We start from the raw sequence: 17,997 nt of genomic DNA on the forward strand, positions 1-17,997 counted from the left end.
GCTACGAATCCGCAGCAGCGCGGACCATGACCAGGCCGGCGGTGGTGTGCTGGTCGAGCATTATCAATGTCGCTCGCACATCACAGGCTTTCCACTTCCCGTCGAGCTGTCTGAACCGGACGGTGCCTTGCGTTTTGCCCCGCGCCAAGCCCGCAGACATCTCTAGCGCCACAGGCAAGTCCTCGGGATGCATACCAGGTTTAACCTGGTCATCCACTGATTCCCACGCCAAGTCTGGCATCGGATCGCCTACCCATCGAATGAGTTGCAGCGTCTTGAGATTGACGATCGCTCGGTACTCCCCCTCCTCCGTCGCAGCCTCGAGGACCCGGTATTCAAGAACCACAGGGGGCGGAGCCGCCGCAACGTCGATCGCGGGGCCGATGTCTTGCGTTATTCCTCGCAAAATGACTTCTGACCTGCCGGTCGCAGGATCGATTTCTTCAAGCATTCGGCATGAAAAGTGGGCGGCACGCAGGTCGTCGTCATCTCGCCTCACTGTCCACACCGCTTGGTGAATGGTTCCGGGAGCCGAGTGGATGATCTTCGACAAAGCCTCGCCCTCATCGCGATTGGTCACGAGACGGGTGAAGGCGCCGGCCATTGCTTTCTCGGTATGTCGCGCATCCTCCGGAACGCCGTACAAGTCGAGCAGATCGTTGCTTCCGCTGGCTTTGCTCGCCGTCAGGTTGAACAACCAAGCTCCGGCCGGGTCCCTGTCGGGAACGACTTCGTCTGGTCCGCCAGTCCATAGGTACATGCCATGCAGACGTCCCGAGAACGTCACCAAGGGCTCTACAACGACACGCCGGCGGCCATCAGCCGTGACCCTGTCTACGCGGTCAGGCGACGCCATGACCGCGGCAATCACGCTGTAAACCTCGTCGAGGGAATCCTTGCTTTTGAAGAATTTGTCCAACGGTGTGAACTTTCGAGGAGTGCTCCCCAGACCGATGATCGACGGTGTAGCGCCGCCGATCGATTCAATCAACAACCACTTTGTTGCCACTGCGTAGTTCCTCTCCCCGCGGATGCGAACAGAGGAACACTACCCGACAAAATAGATTTAATGTTACTGCCCGTTACAGGTATTTAGTCCTTCGGCGGACGGCGCTGACCTGGGCATCTGCCAAAAGTACTAGCCGGACTTCAGTGCTGGAATGATCCGTTGGTAGCCCGAACTGGCAGTCCTAATTAGTAGGTCGACGATGCGGGCATCTTTACCGATCAGCACTCGAGGTCGGCGCCGTTCCACACCGCGCAAAATCGTTTTGGCAGCGGCCGCTGGATCCGTTCTCGCGATGGAACCCTCGAAGGATTCGACGACTTCCGAATGGTCGAGAGTTGTCGCCACACGCGCTGTACGTGCAATTGAAGTCTTGATTCCTCCGGGAAACACACAAATCACAGCTACCTGCCGGTGATGAAGAAGCATCTCCTGTCGGAGCGACTCGGTGAACCCGCGGACCGCGAACTTCGCGGAGTTGTAGGCAGAGTAACCAGGCGCGGCCATGAGACCGAAGGCCGATGAGATGTTGACGATGGACCCACGATCCGACGCAATAATGTACGGCAAGAAGGCTTTCGACCCATTAACTACGCCCCAGAAGTCGACATTCATCACGTGCTCGATGTCTGCGTAGTCGGAATCCTCCACGGTTCCGGAATACAGAACGCCAGCGTTATTGAAGATCGCATCAACATGCCCGAACTGGGCGAGCGTTGCCGCGGCACACTCCCCCATCGCTTCTCGGTCCGTGACATCCGTCGCCGAGATCATCACCGAGTCGGCGCTGATTCCAGCCAGCTCGACCGTTTCCTCTAGGCCACCTTGGTCGACGTCGATTAGTGCGAGCTTTGCGCCTTGGGCGGCCAGTTGGATGCTTAGTTGCCGCCCGATTCCCGCTCCGGCGCCGGTAACGACCACAACGCGTCCTATGAAATACCCCATGCCGCAAGTATTCCTCGTGAGAACGGTGGTTTCGCGGAACGGGCTTAGTTGGGTGGGTGCGCAAAATTGACCCATGCTGACGTTGCTCGATTGAAATGTCGAGTGAGCGATGCGACCTACGTGCGGGCCGCCAGGTGCGGTCGAACGGGTGACGTAGTCGTCGAGCCGTGGCGTTCTCCGCCTCACGTCCAGGCATTTTGCGCCATTGCGCCGAACTGAAGAAATGCCAGCATTACTGTCAATGGCAGTAAAGAGTTGGGGGCAAGCTCCGGGGATCTGTAATCCCAGTAACACCAGTAATACCGTCAATGTTGGTGTGGCAGTCTCGGCCTGTCTCGATTCTCGGCGAACCCCGCCTGCCGTAATGACAGTAATACTGCTATTGGAAACATGCAGGTCAAGGTGCTGCCACGGCGAAACTGTGCGTAATGCCAGCATTGCTGCCATTACTAGTTTTGAGGCCAGATGTGTTGCTTCGACCTGGCCGATAGCCGATAGCAGCAATACTGGCATTACTGCTATTGATTGCATTGCTGGCGATGGCGTGGAATGCTGGTAATACCGTCAAAAGTGCCAGCGCTGTCGAGGGAGAGCAATGCAGACCGACTTTCACGAAACACGCAAAAGGGTGATCGCCGTAATCAACGGCAAGGGTGGTGTCTTAAAGACGACCCTGACAGCTAACGTCGGTGGAGAACTGGCAGCGTCGGGGCAGAAAATTCTGCTCGTCGACCTCGATCCTCAGGGGAACCTCGCCGAAGATCTCGGGTACACCAGTGAAACCGGCGATGACCAGGGAAGGTCGCTTGCTAGCGCAATCGCTTTCGGCGGTGACGCAAAACCCATCGAAAATGTTCGCGCTAATCTCGATGTTCTCCCTGGGGGAGTTCACCTCGAACAAGCAACAGCAGCGCTTGCCGCCATGGCATCCAAAGATCCCGATGGCGCAAAACTTGCCCTCGCGAGGGTCCTTGCTCCAATGGCGCCCGCATACGACATGATCCTCATCGACTGCCCCCCCGGCGACGAAACCTTGCAGACAGCAGCGCTAGCCGCCGCAAAATGGGCATTCGTGCCAGTCAAATCCGATGCGTCCAGCCGAAAAGGGATGGCAGCCGTTGCACTACGCATCGATGCTGTCGCTGCAATCAACCCCGACCTCGACCTACTGGGCGTCGTCCTCGTAGCCGTCGGTACATCAGCGAAAACCGTGCTCAAGCAAGCCAGGTCTGCAATTGCAGAGGCGTTCGGCAACGACGACGTCGTTTTCGCTGCCACCGTTCGTCACTCAGAAGCGACAGCCCAAGCAACACGCGAGCGAGGCATGCTCGCAGCCGAACTCGACGCAGTCGTCCGAAGCGGCCCGAAATGGTACGACGTCATCAAAGGCAACGCCGAGCCTCAGACTCTCGCACCGAAATCGTCCAAATCCGTTGCAGACGACCTCTTTGCAGTTGCGCAAGAAGTTGTCACCCGCGTTGCAACAGCGGAAAGAGAGGAAGCACGGGTATGAATGACCGGCCCGAACGAAAGCTCACGGCGCTACCTCCGCGGAACGTGACTGGTGACCTGTCTCGAATGCAGAGGTCCAACCGCACGGCCGCACAGGTCCCGCCGCCTCCACAGCCCACGCCGACAGCTGTGGAAAAGCCCAAGCCCAAACGTATTACGGTCTACGTCGATCAAGTCGTATTCAGTCGCGCCCGAGGTGCTTACCGAAACACCAGCCACCTTGAGGACGACAAATCCTGGTCGCAATTCGTAGAGAAAGCACTAGCGGCAGAGGCAGAACGCCGGGAAACCGCGCACAACAGCGGAAACCAGTACGAAGCAGAGACCGGCGCACTTCCCAGCGGGCGCCCCATCTCAGACGACTGACCCACACATCGAAGGAGCCTCGCCGGTTGCACCCGACGAGGCTCCAGACCGGGAAACCCCTGGAAGGAAAAAACCCAGTCATGACCGACTTTAGCCTCCGAGCTGCCCGTGTTCAGCTAGGCGCATTGCTTGCTGCGCTCGCACTCGCGATCGTCATTGCGCTCGGTATCACTACCGGCGCATTCGTGCTTTCCTTCGCCGTGCAACGAGACCTCGCAAAGCAAGCGCTGATCCCCGAACACCTGACCTGGATTTTCCCGGCGATCGTCGACAGTGCAATCCTCGGCGCCACCATCGCCATCGTCATCATCAGCAAGCTCAACATGAACAAACGCGACAGAGGCTTCTACATCGCACTCGCCGTCAGCGTCGTCGTGATCAGCATCCTCGGAAACGCCTACCACGCCTATCACGCAGCAATCGCCGCGCAGGAGTGGATCGACGGTGGGGGAGACCTCGGGTTCATTCCACTCGCGCCCGCTATTGCAGCGGCCATTGCGATCATCCCGCCGGCCCTGGTCTTGGCATTCACCCACGGAATCACAATCCTGGTGAAGGCAGTCGGAATGGCCTACGCCGCTTACCGTTCGATCGTCGAAAGTGCCACCGACAGTGAGGATGCAACGAGTATTGCGTCTGACCTCACCGTAGGCCGGGGACCGATTCGCGTCCCTCAGCCCCGCGAGAAGATCGCCCACAATATTGCGGAGCCGACGGAAGCGCAACGAAACGAGGACGCCACAACGGCGGACACGCAGACCGACCAGGGCGAGCTTATTGCGGACTTTGCGGAGCCGTTTTTCGTCGACGAAATGACGAATGAAGGCCTCGACGACATCCTCGATCCCCAAGACGCCGCTACGGAGTTCCCAGACCGCCGCGCCGCCGAAGAAGCCCATGCCGACACGGATGCCGGCATAGACGACCTCATGGCGTTCATTGCCAGCTCGGATTTGGCGAAGAACGTGAAAGACACAGCGGTCCGCAAGCTGACGAACCAGAACCTCACGTGGGAAACCATCGCTTTGGAGTCGAAGCCCCCCGTCGCGACATCGACTGCATGGCGCCGGTACGAGAAATTCGATACCGCCGCCCGCGAAGCAGGATTCCACAGCCCACCATTGCCCGACCTGCGAGCCGCCGAGAACCCGATGCGCAGCGAACTCACCACCGTTTGACCAACTCCCACCAACAAAGGGTGGCCCCGACAGTGCTACGAACACCGTCAGGGCCGATGACCACAGAAAGCACCTGTGACCATGAACAATCATACCGACCGCTCCGAAGGCATCGACCACGGCAAAACCGGCCGACCACCTATGCAGCCGCGAGCGAAAATCACCCGAGAAGCGATCCTCGAGGTGTCCGCCACCCTGTTCAGTCAAACCGGGTACGCGGGCACCAGCATCAACGACATCCTGGCGATCTCCGAGACCACCAAAGGGGCGATGTACTTCCACTTCTCGAAGAAGGAGTCCATCGCGAGCCAGATGCTCCGTCGCTGGTTCGCCGCAGTCTCCGAGACAGTCGAGAAAGCGGCAGCGACCGGGCAGCCCGCCGACCGGCAAGTGCTGATGATCTACCGTGAACTCGCCCGCCGCACCCAAAACGAGCCGATCATCCGCGCCGGCCTCATCCTGTCCGTCGACAAGTCGCTCAGTGATGCGTGTGCCACCTACGAGGCATGGACCGACGCGATCACACCGATCGTCGTCGACGCTATTCGCTCCGGCGCCCTCGACTGCGCGGAAAGCATGTCCAGGCTCGCAGACACTCTCTGCGCCGGATTCGTCGGCGCTGTGCAGGTTGCCGCTAGCCTCGACGTGAACCACACCATCACGAGACGAGTCGACGATCTGCTGCTGATGTGGCGCGGAACCGACCCGGCCGCCGTCCGCATGGTCGAAGGAGCATCCCTGTGAACAGCCCCATCGAACCGGCGGCCACTCCGGAAAGCGCTGCCGCCACGCCAGCCCGCCCCTGGATCGGGCGCATCCCCGGCAGTAAGAACTCAGCAATGCAGGACCGCGCAGTGCGAACACGCGAAGCGATCATCGCCGTCGTCGCCCACCATTTCGATACCGACGGATACGGCCACACCAGCATCAACACCATCACCCGCACCGGAAAATTCGCCAAAGGCGCTCTCTACTACCACTTCCCGTCCAAGGAAGCGATCGGCAACCAACTTATCTCGGAATGGAACCGCGCCGTCGCCGCAACCATCAGCGAAGCACTGGCGGCCGGTTCGAGCAGCACAGCAGCAGAGAAGCTGACAGCGATCTTCACCTCCCTTGCACACCAGGTCGCCGAGAACACCAACCTGCGCGCCGGAATGAAACTCACCCTCGAACCCACCATCGACAACGGCGCAGCTTTCGCACACTGGGTCGACGCCATCAGCGACATCATCGAAACCTCCATCACCGACGGAGAACTCACCGACACCCCCACCACACACCGACTCGCATGGAACCTTTGCGCCGGCACCATCGGAGCCGCCAACGCCTCAGCAATCTTGAGAGAAGACATCGACCTCGCAACCCGCATCGAAGACGCGGTAACAGCACAGCTGCGCAATGCACTCACACCCGCCTGATCCAAAACACGGGCACTGACCTCAACATCAACCGATCGAAATTACTTGAGGAACAACTACACCGACAACATCTGCACCATTGGCGTCGGCCGGATCCCATTTTCGAGCTCAGTTCTCCATCCAAGGGGTCCGGCCGCTAGCTTCCCGCTCGATCTGCGCAAGCGATCCCCCGCAGCTGGAGTTAAGAACTATCGACGACACGCCATCGAAACGTCACGTGGGGCGCGACATACAAGTCGCGGGTTACCTCATCCTGGACATCAAGCATTTCGACCAGCGCGAGCCTTCCGTGCTTGTTCATGAGGACCACGGTTTGCCCCACGTAAGCAGCCACATTGCGGCCGATTGACAGGTGCGCAGCGAGGTCTGAGTCCTCGAAATCGGCGCTCCGGACCATTCCGACGGCCTCGATCTGGTCTTTGTAAACATTGACCGAGTCGGATCCATGCCCGGTAACTTCGAACGCAAACTCCGACACCCCAAATCCCCAGTGGAACGTGTTGCGGGGCGCGTCGGCGTACGCGAAGCAGACTTCTCCGTTCAACGAGGGCCTCCGCCATTGCAACGGATCGCTGCGCAAGGAGTGCTGCTCGAGTCGAGAGGAGCGTTCGCGCAAGGTTGCGATCGGCGTCGCGTGGTCACGATTCGCCGGCAGTCCTTCGATCCAGCGCCACAGGTCCTCGACTTGTTCGGACCCGGGGAAGTCTGCGGGCCTCGACGGATCATGGTTGAAGGGAAAGCCCTTCGGGCTCGCATCCGCAAGCCAGGCCGGCAGCTGATAGCCGAGGTTGTCCTTGAACAGCACTGCAAGCCATGTCGCCGGTCGATCGGTTTTGACGTCCGCGATCCAGAAGTTCTCCTTCCCGACGCCGGAATCGGGCAGGGTGTCGGCTCGCTGCACGTAGTTCTCGTCGACGACCAGAAGAACGTGCTTGCTGTCGACGACCCGCCGCATGAACCCGGTGAGGTCGTTACCGTAGTCGAGATCCGCGTCGATGAGTACGTCGAACCCCAGAGCCTTCAACTGGCCGGCGAGCAACCGAACCCATTCGCGATGCTGGTCCGAAGTCCATGCGTACGAGATGAATAGATCCGCGCCCAAGAATGTCTCCAATCGCCTGCCCTTTGCTGGGACCACGATCTTCTCAGGTCCCTCGGACCGGCCCGCTGTCGCATCGACGATGACAATTGGGCGGGATGTGATCTGAGGTTTCCAGATGGGGTACAGCGAGATTGAATTCCACTCAGACCTTTTCCTGTTTGGCGTTGGTCAAAACGCACACCCAAACTCGCAGGATCGCTCTGACGCCCCCCTCGTCAATGAGCGTGGGGAGTGGGGCCGAGGATGCTAGGTGGTTTCAGGTCCCTGCTCGGCTGGATCTGGTTCATCTTCCCGGAACGGAGGGTGCGGAAATAACGTCGGCGGCCACTCCCGCGGTTCGAGCGCAAGAGGAAGGTCACCAGCTGCCGAATCCTCCCAATCGGCACGCGGCACAGCCTTAAGCGCCTGAGGGTGAACAAACTTGAAACGACCGAATTCGCGGTAATCGATGTACCGGAGCTCTACTTCACCGCCAGAGAACCAAGCGGACGAGAAATTGAGTACCGAATGTCCCTGAAGTCTCATGAAACGCATGGAAGTTTTACTTCCAGGTAAGAACCGGGCATTCGAAAAATTCAGAGTCGCATCCTCTACGACTGCGTAGCTGAAATCCGTGGTACCTCTGAATCTAGCAGCCCTAAAATTGGCCCTGGTAGCGAAAGTGGCGAAAAAGAAACTAACTCGACTGCCGAAGGTTGTGCTCCGAAAAATCGCTGAACTCGCGAATGTTGCATTATCGAATCTAGTGTTCTCCAGATAGGAGCCCAAAAAATTGGCCAATCCGGAAAAGGTGGTCTTTCGGAAATTTAGCTCGCCTCGGAACCGGCAATTCTGCAGATCAATGTCTGGTAGCTCTGCATTCGAGAAATCAAAATTGCAAACCTGCCATGGACCATCTCCCGTTTCCGGGTGAATCATCGTCCGACCCTGAATCAATCGGATGATCCCAGTACGAAGCTGATCATCCTCGATACGAGCCCGCTCGTCATCTTTTGATACCCGGGGTGTTCGCAACTGGGCGCACAAGAGATCGATGCAGACTTGCCGCTCCCACGGCTTGCCGAATTCCGCCCAGTCGTCGGCAAGCGCCGCGAGTTCGTGAACTCCAGTCAGCTGCGCTGCATATGTCCCAGAACTTAAGAGATCAGTGGCAGTTGCAAACCGTGCACGTAACTCGCGATTCTGTTCGCGTGCAGTAGCAGCATTCTGGGCGTCCAACTGGGACTGCAATGTTTGGTCAAATTCTGTTCGTGCTCGCCTTGCCTCCTCTTCGGCGAGCACGATCTGTTGAGCAGTCTGCTGGTACTTGAGCTTCTCGATACGTTCGTCACTTGCCCGTTTCTGATGGCTCGCGAGATAAGTGAGGCCGCCACCGACCAGTACCGCAGCACCACCAAGCACTGTTCCCTGGCCGGGTTGGAAATCCACCGTAAGTATGATTGCACCCAAGCTCAAAAAAATCACGATGGCACCCAAGACGACAATGAAAATCGCCCACCATGGCAGCTTTGAAGGCTCAATATCCCAGTCGGACTTAGGCTTCTGAGGAAGCGGCGGCGTCGTGGCCGGAACGCTGGGAGGGATCGGGCCCGGTTGCTCCGCAACGGGCGTCGTTTCGTCTGACGTGCTCATGTCGTCGATTCTCTACTAAGAGCGGGTCATAAGTGACCCGACTGTTCAAACCAAATTGGGCCGAGAGCAGACATGTCCGACCCCCGAACTAGCATCAACATCGCGACGAGCATCAGGTCGCCACACTGACCAGACCGAAGCGAAAGCCGAAGTCCTGACCTGCAACAACCCTTGCAGATCGGTCGCACGTGGCGACCTGATTCTCATTTACCACCACAAACTAGAGCTACCGCGACACCACCCGTGGTCCAGTTCCGTCGCTCTCGCAGAATCACCACGCCAGCGCACCGAGCGGGAGGTGCCCACCACCGCACACACCAACCGCCGGCTACACACAAGAACCAAACGCCACCTCCGGCGCCGTTGCCGCTACGCAGCCCCGAGTGGTCAAGAAAGTCGTCGTACAAGTCGCCCCAGAACACCATGCCGGGGGCCCGACCCGTCAACCCACGGTTCGCTCTACGGGGTTGACAGCCCACCCTCGACATGGTGACAGGGGAGCGACTCTACCGACTCGCAGGAAGGCATCACCATGACCGAAACGGCCGCTCCCACACGCTTTGTCGCGATACCCCGTACCGAAGAGCACGGCGGATACGAGAACGAGTGCTTCACCCACTACGTCCAAGACAACGGCGGCCGCTACTGCCTGCGAGGACCGATGGTCCAGGCGGACGCGGAATGGCTCGCAAACAAGATGAACACACAGTTGGGCTGACCAACCAACAAGGCCCGCACCGGATTCGGTGCGGGCCCCACTGCTGTACTCCTACGCCGGGGCAGGACGCTCCGGCATCTTCATCATGATCAGCTCCGCGCCGTCCTTGTACCGATAGGCCCACTGACCATCCTTCGTCAGCACCGTGCCGGCCTGGCCCTCATCCGGGGCCGGGCTCCACCCTCGGACCTCATCGGGTTCTGCACTCTCACTCATCTCGCTATTGTCTCGACCTCGTTAAACCTGCCGAAACCAGTACAAACCCGCGCACAGTGGAAGGCATGAGCGCCGCCACAGGAAAGCCAGTGCCGCCGATGCTCGCCACACTCGGGCATCCACCAACGGGGGAGCGCTGGGCATTTGAGTCGAAATGGGATGGAGTCAGGGCCATCGCCACCACCGGCACCAAACCGCCGGCATTGTGGTCGCGCAACGGCAACAATTTCAGCGCCTCGTTTCCCGAGATCGTCGACGCACTCAGCGCCGTGCTCGACCACCGCGAAACCGTCCTCGACGGTGAGATCGTCGCACTCGGACCCGACGGTGTCCCGTCCTTCTCCCGGTTGCAGCGCCGGATGCACGTCCTCAAACCCACCGCGCAGCTCCGCAACGACGCCCTGACCACCTACTACGTCTTCGACGTCCTCGACATCGACGGCACCTCGACGACCGATCTGTCCTACCTCGAACGCCGCGAAGCGCTCGCCAACCTCAGCCTCGAGCACCCGCGCATCAGAGTTCCACCACACTGGCTCAACGTGGACGGACCGACCATGCTCGAGGTCGCCCGCAAACACCACCTCGAAGGCATCGTCGCCAAAAGCATCACCTCGACCTACCAACCCGGAAAACGGTCCCCGAGCTGGCTGAAAACACCGCTCCGCGCCAACACCGAAGGAATTATCTGCGGCTTCGTCCCCGGATCCGGCAACGCGGCCGGCGGAATCGGATCGTTGATCCTCGGCGCCCACGACGACTCCGGATCGCTCATCTACATCGGAAACGTCGGTACCGGCTTTTCTGCGAGACAGCGCCGCGAACTACGCGAGCAACTCATCGAGATCGAGCGACCCACCAGCCCGTTCGTGATCGCACCGCCTCGACGAGCAATCACCCGCGAAGCCCGCTGGTCAGAACCGCTTTTAGTGTGCGACGTCGAGTACCGCGAGTACACAGGCGGTGGACTCAGACACCCTGCATTCAAAGGTATGCGCATCGACAAGACCGCCGATGACGTCAAAGCGCCGGTATTCGGCCGAGATGCAACGTAACTTTCGATCTGCGGTTCCACTTCTCCGGGCATCCATCTGGGACAGGAAGATGGTTGTCTCGGATGCTGATACGAGAGGCAGTGCCGATTAGAAGCAGTCCAGTCGGTACGTTTAAGGTGAGGGGGTGACGACAGCTCCCCAAATCGATTGTGACAGCGCAACGTCGAAGGGCCCGTCCACCAGACCCCGTCGACGGTGGCGTAAGGCATTGTCAATTGCCGCAGTGGCAGTGCTTGTTGTCCTTACGGCAGGCGCCTGGGCAGCAAACGAATATGGGCCTCGACACGGTTTCTATTTGTTCGCTCCGTCGCCGGAGAGGTATGCCGAGCTCGCCTTGGACGTGATGGACGATGGCTACTACGCATCAGGTCCGCGATGGGATGAAGAACGGGCACGCGTGCACGCTATCGCCGTAGGCGCATCAAGTATCGGTGAATTGCATGAGCCGCTGGCGGCAGCGGCGAGGGTTGCGGGAGGAAAACACTCGTTCTTCCTCGACCCGGCCAAGGCTGAACGATCCAACACCCGAGCCGCGACTGAGTTCAACGCCCCGACAATCACGAGCGCCGACGGTGTCACCACGGTGACAGTTCCCGCCGTGGGTCCAGTGTCGACCGAAATGCAGCAGCGTTACGCCCACGCCGCAGCTGACGGCATTGCAAGCGCAGCCGCCACCACATGCGCCTGGATTGTCGACCTCCGCGGAAACACCGGCGGGACAATGTATCCGATGCTGACCGGTCTGGCTCCGCTCCTCCCGAATGGGACCGCAATGACCTTCCGCACCCGTGAGGCGGTGGACACCGCTGTCTCCATCGCCGACGACGGAGCTGGTATCGACGATGTCGTAGTTCCGATTGAAGGCATGTCGAAAGTCGCCGGTCAACCCATAGCCGTTTTGCAGGATGGGGATACAGCGTCGAGTGGTGAAGCGGTCTTGACCGCATTTCGCGGACTCGACAACGTCCGTTCCTTCGGCTCCGACAGTGCCGGGTACTCATCCGCGAACTCAGTGCACCCTCTTTATGATGGTGCCCGTCTCGTGCTCACGACAAGTGTGTACGTCGACCGGGATGGTAGGAGCGTCGACGAGCAACCGATCGAGCCCAATTCGCGGACTGCACCGGAGGACACTATCGATGCTGCTCGGCAATGGCTGCACGACAACGGATGTAACCGTTAAGTTCGTCACTTGGTGGACCGCAAACGGGGGGTCGCAATGCTCGGAATTGCTGCTGCGCGGGAGGGTGCCCCACGTTTCGTGACGGGGTTGACGGCTTGCGGACTGGCGTGTCTGCTTGCCGGTTGTGGGCCGGAGCCACAAGTAATCGAGCCGGGATACGAGTCGCTGTCGAGGTGCGACGTGCAGTCCGAGATTCCCGTGGAAGCATTGGATCAAGCCATGCTGCACGATTGCGATGCGGAGGGTGTGAGGATTAGGTTGCCCGACGATTGGGGTGTCGTCGAAGTCGGCCCGGTCGGTACGACCACCTCCAATAGTGGTTCGGACAAGGACGGCGAGGTCACAAATATCAACTGGGGCATCGAAGGGGTCGGGGTGACCTTTCGTGACGGCGACGATCGACGAATCTGGGGGAGCACGGAAGCCGCCCGCCGAAAGCAGACTGCCGGTACTCGGTAGCTGCGGCGCCCGCAATCGCCGAACCATCGCTCAGTTGCTGTGCAGTGCGATCGAGACTGCACCGCAGTGGAGAGGGTGGCTGGGCAAGATGGTGCCGCACAGGCGGGTTGACGCAACGGATGTGACTCCAATGTTGAGCTACGAGAGTTGAATTACCCGATCGAGGGACGCTTCCGTCGCCACCGGCACGCAGGGGTGATTGCTCTTGTGCCAGGCTTCGGGCCGATGCTCGGCAATGGCTTCGCGTCAGCTCCGCTTACGGTTCGCGAACTCGTCAGCGAGCTGCTGCACGTGGGCGGGGTCCGCGTCCCGGGCAAGGGCGACGTAGTGGTTTGCGGGCGCGCTCAGCCGGTGCACCTGTCTGTCCGACACCTGTTCGGTGCGCTCACGTCCTCTGCGCTCGGACCGCGATCTCGAGCACCGAGAATCACTCGTCGATCTTCGGCCCTGTAGGCGCGTATGGAGCGAACCCATACGCGCATACGTAACTCACTGCGAGTATCGCCGCCAAGACAAAGAGGGTTCCAGGGAAACCCGCACCCTGCGGTGACAACTCGCCTGAAGCGGCGATCGCCCAGATGAATGCGCCCGCGACAATCAAAAGGACGGCCACAGTCGAACACAATGCAAATCGGTGCTTCCACGAGCGGTGGCTACGCGCTGGCCATACACGTGCAGTGGCCAGCGCGTACCGTCCGCCAGCGACCGCACCCAACCCGACGACCAGCCCTACTGCCGCGCCGATGATCGCGGGCAGCAAAAATCCGGTGAGACCGACAACTGGAACCATGATGGCAGCGCCGGTAGTTGCTCCGAGCGTCGCGGCCGTAGACAACTCTCTACCCACCCAGTCCATGGAACCAACTAGAACACACAACGCCTGCTGCGGACACGCCCGAGATGACTACACCTGTCGGCGGGCTTGCGGACGCCTGATCGCTCCCAAGTGAATACTGCACGTTTCGAATGCTGCACATCCGCCAGTCGATCTCCCCGGCCGACACTGACCGCCGTCACGACGAGCAGCCGGCACCCAAAACAGATGCATCAAACTTGCATCTGATGCAATCCGTCTCCCTGACCGCCGGACATGACGAAGCCGCCGGCACCGAAAGGTGTCCAGCGGCTTCACAGGGTCGGTGCCCGTCTTGCGCCTCTCGGCAAGTGGCCGCTCGAAGCGGCATTTCTGGGGTGGTACCCGGGGCAAAGAACCGAACACCGACAGCCTCTACAACGAACACCGTCAGAGAGTTATTCCGATCCGCTGACCAGCGCTGGCGGTCATTTCCGGGGGATGATCGTCCGCAATACGAAGCGGAAGACCACCGCGGTACCGGCCCCGACCGCTATACCGGCCACCACGTCGGCGAGGAGAACTCCGACCATGACACCGAGGACCGTTGCGGCCACGATCGCCAACGCAACATCGGTAGGCGCCGGCCGAGGGCTGGTGATCGCACTTCCCCTTCCGCGACAGTCGACGACGTACTCGCAGAGATCATCACACGCCGTTGGGCGCGGACGTCGGACCCACGCTGTTCAATGGGACGGGAACCGACTACGAGGAGGTCAGGCCATGTGCGGGCGCTATGCAAGCAAGAGCTCAGATAAGGAATTGCAGTCGTTTTTCGACACCATGCAGACCGTCGGCGACGCACTTCCACCGTCCTACAACGTCGCACCCACCCAACCTGTCCGGGTGATCCTCGAACGAACCCCACACGAGGAACCCGACGCCGAGCCCCAGCGCCAGCTCCGGACCGTCCAATGGGGCCTGCTGCCCGCCTGGGCAAAAGATAGAAAGATGGCCTCCAAACTCATCAACGCCCGCAGTGAAACCGTCACGGAGAAGCCCTCATTCAGAAGTAGTGCATCCAAACGGCGTGCCATCATCCCGGCCGCAGGATACTACGAATGGATGAAAAGTGATGCAGGGTCGAAGATTCCATACTTCCTTCACAGCGAGGACGACATCCTTGCAATGGCCGGACTCTACGAGTTGTGGCCCGATCCTGAACTGCCCGAAGATGATCCGAACAGGTGGGTATGGACCTGCACAGTCTTGACTCGGCCAGCCAGCGATGCCACGGGACACATACACGACAGATCACCGCTGATTCTGCCCGAATCATTCTGGGAGCACTGGCTCGACCCGACACTCACCGATAAAGGTGAAGTCCAGGCCATGATCAACTCCGTTCCGGAGCCGCACCTCGAACCCTACGAAGTCTCGACCGCTGTGAACTCTCCGAGGAACAACGATCCGAGCTTGCTCGAGCCCGTGGCCCGACAGTAGCGATCTAGACCTCTTTCGATACGGTTCTGATCGAACCTGTGTTCGAGTAACCTGGGTGTGCGGGACGTATGCGCGGATCCAGGAAAGCGGGGGCGACGATGAACCAACAGCCCCACTCATCAGCAACGACAGTGCTGACCAAGGCGGAAAAGCTCGAACAGCTACGCCGCAAGATGGCCTCGATCCCCGCCCGCTCCGACGGCACCGAACCCGCTACGCCGTCGGTGATGCTCAAACCCGTAGGCGAGCGCGAGCCGACTCCGATCGTGGCCACCGCGCAATCGACCCTCCGGATGCTTCCCGTTCCGGAGCCGATCGGTGATCTGCTCCCACGCGGCGGGTTGGCCCGAGGAACCGTCGTCGGTGTCGACGGCGCAGCATCGGTCCTGATCGGACTCCTCGCCACCGTCACCGCTGCCGGTGGGCACGTGGCGGTGATCGGAATGCACGGACTCGGACTCCTCGCCTTCCACGAGCAGGGCGGCGACTTGGCGAAGGTCGCCCTCGTGCCCCAGCCCAAGGACGCTGCAATCGACTGCGCCGCAATTTTGCTGGAGGGATTCGACGTGGTTGTCCTGGGGCTCTCTGGTGGCGCGGTAACGCCCTCCCGCGGGCGAGCGGTGGCCGCGCGTGCGAGGAGTAAGGGATCGCTGCTCATCGTGACAGCAGGGCAATGGGACGGCCCGGATCTGCGAATCTCATCCCGAGTCGCCGGATACACAGGACTGACAGCGGGGAGAGGGCGTGTGACAGGCATTCGGCTCGACGTCGCGGCCGCCGGCAAAGGATTCCAACAACGCACGGGCCGCATGGAAATCTGCGACGACACCGGACAACTCCGCTGGGCCACCGTCGACGGCACCACCCTCACATCGACACCGCCGTTGAGGGCAGCACAGTGATCAATACCGACCATTGGACCGAACGCTGGCCCGACCACCCCGTGATCAGGACGTTCGACCCACCGAGGGCAGTGAAAGTCGACATAGGCCGCGCGCTCCCGCTCGGGCGCGGAGGAGCCTCACGCGCCGATCACGTGAGCATGCGCGTGAAAACCTCCGCGCTCTACATGTCCGGGTATCTTGATGCAGCTCAACAGTTTTGGGTCAAAATGCACGACGGACAATGGTTGGCCGGGGTAACCGTGCGAGTCACCGATGCCGGCGGAACCAACCTCGTCGAAATCGACATGCTTGTGACCGCCGACGCCATCACGGAAGTGCCGGCCACCACTTGAGCCGGGCAATTACGGACACGCGAAAAGGGCCGGTGAGCTATGCGCTCACCGGCCCCACGCGTGCAAACTCGACCTATGTCACCACTCTTGGACGATGTCGACGGTGCTCGTCCAGATCGCGGGGTTGTTCACGCTGAACGAGACCTGGCCTTGGTGGTTTGCGGTCTCGTCAACCAGTTGGCCGATGGTGGCGCGGACGATGGTCCCGTTGTTGTAGACCGATCCTTCGCCGGAATACACGCCCCAGTATTCGCCGGGGATGGCGTTGAGGAAATCGGCGGTGTTGGTGTCGGCGAGGAAACGCGTCTCGTTCTGATCGAATCGAACACCGACATATCCGTCTCCGGAATACGGCGTAGCGGCAGATGCGGCACCCGCGCCGAGGAGGGCGACAGCGCCGGCTGCGATCGGGACCAGTAGCGCAGCTACGGCCATACGTGAACGGGACATGGAAACCTCCTGTGACGCGAAGGCTGCATCGGCCGCAACCAACTTGATGTAACTGACGGTATCGCAAAAGCCGGTAACCGAACATTTGCGACAGCATGACGTCGGTCACGTCAGCGATAGTGGAAAACCTCGCAATCTGGCCATTCATACTTTATGACTAGGCGAAACAAGGCTTATCGCCCTTCAGTGCAGACGTGGAAACGGACCGCTTGCCGCTTTCAGCTCCCGGTGAGTGAATGCCTGGCACTCAACCCGGTCGGTCGGATCACCTACTGCATCCGCCTGCCCGGCGGCCCGGCCACCTGCGGTGTCCCCCGAAGAGAACTCCGCTTCGCTCCGTCCGGAAAAGCGTTCTATTTGTTTCTCCTTCTGGCCTTCCGATTTTGACCGGCGGTGACCTGCGCGCAACCGCTGACTCCGCTTCGCTCCGGCCTTCGGCTCGAAAGACTTTTTCAACCCGCACTCGCAGGCTCGCAGAAAAACTCTTCCGCTCACCAGTTGCACTCCGGCCCCCTCATGCCGGTCCAACTCTCCTATGCCAGAAGGCGAAAAAAATTGGCGGGGCACGGGATTGGTCCCCAGCCACGAACGAAAGGTCACCGATGAGCGACGGCTACGACTACAACGCGGCAACCATCCATTACGCCGGACTCGGTTGCGGGTGCGGTGACTACTCCTGCCCTCGTATGCACGACGACGCCGCACAGTGCGTCAACGCCGAGTAACGACAACCACCCACCAACCTCGAGCAAAGGAAAACCAACCGATGAGCACCGAGACCCCCACTCTCGCACCCGCACTGGTCGCCGTTGTCAAGGCAACCGCAGCCCTCGATGCAGCGATGTTCGACCCCAACCGCGAAGGATTCACCGACATCACCGCCCTGGTCGACGCCTTCGCCGCAGCCCGCGCCGCAGCCCGCGACGCCGGACACCCCGAGGAGGACATCGACGCCGCCGCCACCCCCACCAACTAACCGACCACCAGTTACCAGCAAAGGACACCGACATGAGCACCGCAATCATCAACCTCGAGGAAACCGCCCCCCGCCCGTTGAGCGACGAGGAACGCAACGAGCAGGTTCGTCGTCTGGCGACCTGGGCAGCAGCGGAACTCGCACACGCGAAGAGGCTCCCGCACGGCCGCGTCCGCAGCGGCCACCTCACCAACGCCGAGAACGCCCTCGCAGACGCCTCCGCACTGCTCGCCGCATGACCGGCG

General features: G+C 60.5%; 23 protein-coding genes. 15 read left to right on the forward strand and 8 right to left on the reverse strand.

Features of this window, described 5'->3' with window-relative positions:
- Position 1: 1 nt before the first annotated feature.
- Together DBV08_RS18380 and DBV08_RS18385 are read right to left on the reverse strand one after the other, a co-directional pair.
- A complete protein-coding gene (locus tag DBV08_RS18380; RefSeq protein ID WP_124568394.1) occupies positions 2-1,009 on the reverse strand; it encodes a GAF domain-containing protein in 1,008 nt (335 codons plus the stop codon).
- A 129-nt stretch (positions 1,010-1,138) separates the two neighbouring features.
- Positions 1,139-1,951 carry an SDR family oxidoreductase gene (locus DBV08_RS18385; protein WP_124568440.1) on the reverse strand — a complete coding sequence of 271 codons (813 nt, stop codon included), beginning with the start codon at positions 1,949-1,951 and terminating at the stop codon, positions 1,139-1,141.
- A 595-nt stretch (positions 1,952-2,546) separates the two neighbouring features.
- Here DBV08_RS18385 and DBV08_RS18390 point away from each other — a divergent pair.
- The 5 genes from DBV08_RS18390 to DBV08_RS18405 all read left to right on the forward strand — a co-directional run bounded on the left by DBV08_RS18390 (position 2,547) and on the right by DBV08_RS18405 (position 6,428).
- Positions 2,547-3,464, forward strand: coding sequence for a ParA family protein (locus DBV08_RS18390; protein ID WP_124568395.1), 918 nt, complete (start codon positions 2,547-2,549; stop codon positions 3,462-3,464).
- A 65-nt stretch (positions 3,465-3,529) separates the two neighbouring features.
- On the forward strand, positions 3,530-3,829 hold the full coding sequence (locus tag DBV08_RS33305) for a ParB family protein (RefSeq protein WP_196248321.1): 300 nt from the start codon (positions 3,530-3,532) through the stop codon (positions 3,827-3,829).
- An 80-nt stretch (positions 3,830-3,909) separates the two neighbouring features.
- Positions 3,910-5,007 (forward strand): DUF2637 domain-containing protein, encoded by a 1,098-nt coding sequence (locus DBV08_RS18395; protein WP_260395643.1) that lies wholly within the window; start codon positions 3,910-3,912, stop codon positions 5,005-5,007.
- Positions 5,008-5,088: 81 nt separating this feature from the next.
- Positions 5,089-5,751, forward strand: coding sequence for a TetR/AcrR family transcriptional regulator (locus DBV08_RS18400; RefSeq protein ID WP_124568442.1), 663 nt, complete (start codon positions 5,089-5,091; stop codon positions 5,749-5,751).
- Positions 5,748-6,428 carry a TetR/AcrR family transcriptional regulator gene (locus tag DBV08_RS18405; protein WP_124568396.1) on the forward strand — a complete coding sequence of 227 codons (681 nt, stop codon included), beginning with the start codon at positions 5,748-5,750 and terminating at the stop codon, positions 6,426-6,428. Before DBV08_RS18400 ends, DBV08_RS18405 begins: the two co-directional genes overlap by 4 nt.
- 181 nt (positions 6,429-6,609) lie before the next feature.
- Here DBV08_RS18405 and DBV08_RS18410 read toward each other — a convergent pair whose 3' ends face one another.
- On the reverse strand, positions 6,610-7,530 hold the full coding sequence (locus DBV08_RS18410; protein ID WP_185564718.1) for a toll/interleukin-1 receptor domain-containing protein: 921 nt from the start codon (positions 7,528-7,530) through the stop codon (positions 6,610-6,612).
- Between the two features lie 246 nt (positions 7,531-7,776).
- Entirely contained in the window at positions 7,777-9,162 is a 1,386-nt protein-coding gene (locus DBV08_RS18415) for a pentapeptide repeat-containing protein (protein WP_124568398.1), read from the reverse strand.
- 532 nt (positions 9,163-9,694) lie between these two features.
- Between DBV08_RS18415 and DBV08_RS18420 the strand changes: the two genes are divergently transcribed.
- Entirely contained in the window at positions 9,695-9,880 is a 186-nt protein-coding gene (locus DBV08_RS18420) for a hypothetical protein (protein WP_124568399.1), read from the forward strand.
- A gap of 51 nt (positions 9,881-9,931) precedes the next feature.
- On the opposite strand, the gene DBV08_RS32335 is transcribed toward DBV08_RS18420, so the two are convergent.
- Entirely contained in the window at positions 9,932-10,096 is a 165-nt protein-coding gene (locus DBV08_RS32335; RefSeq protein WP_185564720.1) for a hypothetical protein, read from the reverse strand.
- A 65-nt stretch (positions 10,097-10,161) separates the two neighbouring features.
- Here DBV08_RS32335 and ligD point away from each other — a divergent pair, with 65 nt between their 5' ends.
- From ligD to DBV08_RS18435, 3 genes are all read left to right on the forward strand, one after another.
- The gene (gene ligD, locus DBV08_RS18425) at positions 10,162-11,151 is read left to right on the forward strand and encodes a non-homologous end-joining DNA ligase (RefSeq protein ID WP_124568400.1); all 990 of its coding nucleotides are present in this window, start codon (positions 10,162-10,164) and stop codon (positions 11,149-11,151) included.
- A gap of 124 nt (positions 11,152-11,275) precedes the next feature.
- Positions 11,276-12,334: a S41 family peptidase gene (locus tag DBV08_RS18430; RefSeq protein ID WP_221621611.1), complete on the forward strand. Its 1,059-nt coding sequence runs from the start codon at positions 11,276-11,278 to the stop codon at positions 12,332-12,334.
- A gap of 12 nt (positions 12,335-12,346) precedes the next feature.
- A complete protein-coding gene (locus DBV08_RS18435; protein ID WP_124568401.1) occupies positions 12,347-12,793 on the forward strand; it encodes a hypothetical protein in 447 nt (148 codons plus the stop codon).
- 427 nt (positions 12,794-13,220) lie between these two features.
- Here DBV08_RS18435 and DBV08_RS18440 read toward each other — a convergent pair whose 3' ends face one another.
- Together DBV08_RS18440 and DBV08_RS32340 are read right to left on the reverse strand one after the other, a co-directional pair.
- On the reverse strand, positions 13,221-13,649 hold the full coding sequence (locus DBV08_RS18440) for a hypothetical protein (RefSeq protein WP_124568402.1): 429 nt from the start codon (positions 13,647-13,649) through the stop codon (positions 13,221-13,223).
- 425 nt (positions 13,650-14,074) lie between these two features.
- Positions 14,075-14,212, reverse strand: coding sequence for a hypothetical protein (locus tag DBV08_RS32340; RefSeq protein WP_185564723.1), 138 nt, complete (start codon positions 14,210-14,212; stop codon positions 14,075-14,077).
- Between the two features lie 157 nt (positions 14,213-14,369).
- Here DBV08_RS32340 and DBV08_RS18445 point away from each other — a divergent pair, with 157 nt between their 5' ends.
- The 3 genes from DBV08_RS18445 to DBV08_RS18455 all read left to right on the forward strand — a co-directional run bounded on the left by DBV08_RS18445 (position 14,370) and on the right by DBV08_RS18455 (position 16,326).
- On the forward strand, positions 14,370-15,089 hold the full coding sequence (locus tag DBV08_RS18445; protein WP_124568403.1) for an SOS response-associated peptidase: 720 nt from the start codon (positions 14,370-14,372) through the stop codon (positions 15,087-15,089).
- 98 nt (positions 15,090-15,187) lie between these two features.
- On the forward strand, positions 15,188-15,991 hold the full coding sequence (locus tag DBV08_RS18450) for a hypothetical protein (RefSeq protein ID WP_124568404.1): 804 nt from the start codon (positions 15,188-15,190) through the stop codon (positions 15,989-15,991).
- A complete protein-coding gene (locus DBV08_RS18455) occupies positions 15,988-16,326 on the forward strand; it encodes a hypothetical protein (protein ID WP_124568405.1) in 339 nt (112 codons plus the stop codon). Before DBV08_RS18450 ends, DBV08_RS18455 begins: the two co-directional genes overlap by 4 nt.
- Before the next feature lie 78 nt (positions 16,327-16,404).
- Here DBV08_RS18455 and DBV08_RS18460 read toward each other — a convergent pair whose 3' ends face one another.
- The gene (locus DBV08_RS18460; protein WP_124568406.1) at positions 16,405-16,776 is read right to left on the reverse strand and encodes a hypothetical protein; all 372 of its coding nucleotides are present in this window, start codon (positions 16,774-16,776) and stop codon (positions 16,405-16,407) included.
- A 602-nt stretch (positions 16,777-17,378) separates the two neighbouring features.
- Between DBV08_RS18460 and DBV08_RS32925 the strand changes: the two genes are divergently transcribed.
- Genes DBV08_RS32925 through DBV08_RS18470 form a run of 3 tightly spaced genes read left to right on the forward strand, consistent with a single transcriptional unit; the run spans position 17,379 to position 17,991 of the window.
- Positions 17,379-17,501 carry a hypothetical protein gene (locus DBV08_RS32925; protein WP_260395644.1) on the forward strand — a complete coding sequence of 41 codons (123 nt, stop codon included), beginning with the start codon at positions 17,379-17,381 and terminating at the stop codon, positions 17,499-17,501.
- Positions 17,502-17,542: 41 nt separating this feature from the next.
- Positions 17,543-17,752: a hypothetical protein gene (locus tag DBV08_RS18465; protein WP_124568407.1), complete on the forward strand. Its 210-nt coding sequence runs from the start codon at positions 17,543-17,545 to the stop codon at positions 17,750-17,752.
- A gap of 32 nt (positions 17,753-17,784) precedes the next feature.
- The gene (locus tag DBV08_RS18470; RefSeq protein WP_124568408.1) at positions 17,785-17,991 is read left to right on the forward strand and encodes a hypothetical protein; all 207 of its coding nucleotides are present in this window, start codon (positions 17,785-17,787) and stop codon (positions 17,989-17,991) included.
- Positions 17,992-17,997 lie beyond the last annotated feature (6 nt).

It is taken from the genome of Rhodococcus sp. KBW08 (assembly GCF_003852455.1).
Lineage (GTDB): Bacteria > Actinomycetota > Actinomycetes > Mycobacteriales > Mycobacteriaceae > Rhodococcus_F > Rhodococcus_F baikonurensis.